This is a genomic window from Micromonospora parva (assembly GCF_000718515.1).
GTDB lineage: Bacteria > Actinomycetota > Actinomycetes > Mycobacteriales > Micromonosporaceae > Micromonospora > Micromonospora parva.
In genome coordinates this window covers 1-217 of the sequence record NZ_JNZS01000082.1, presented here as the reverse complement: position 1 = coordinate 217, position 217 = coordinate 1, and the positions used below count along the sequence as shown (strand labels likewise).

The window sequence follows — 217 nt, the reverse complement described above, 5'->3', positions numbered from 1 at the left end:
GTCGTCGACGGTCTTCACAACGTCGGCGCGCAGCTTGTCGGTCTGCTTGTCATCCGCGTCCGGGCTGGAGATCTCGACACTGTGGTAGGCGTCGTTCTTGCCGGTCTCCTTGTTCAGGACGGGGGTGATGTCGTTGATGGAGTTGGTGCCGGCTTCGGTGGTGCCCATTTCCTTGGCCATGGCGTCGACGCTGATGTCCTTGCCCTGCACGGACAGG

At 62.2% G+C, this 217-nt stretch carries 1 pseudogene; it reads right to left on the bottom strand.

Annotated elements, in window-relative coordinates:
* Positions 1–217: pseudogene (locus IF22_RS0132690) on the bottom strand (C39 family peptidase); the annotation flags it as partial.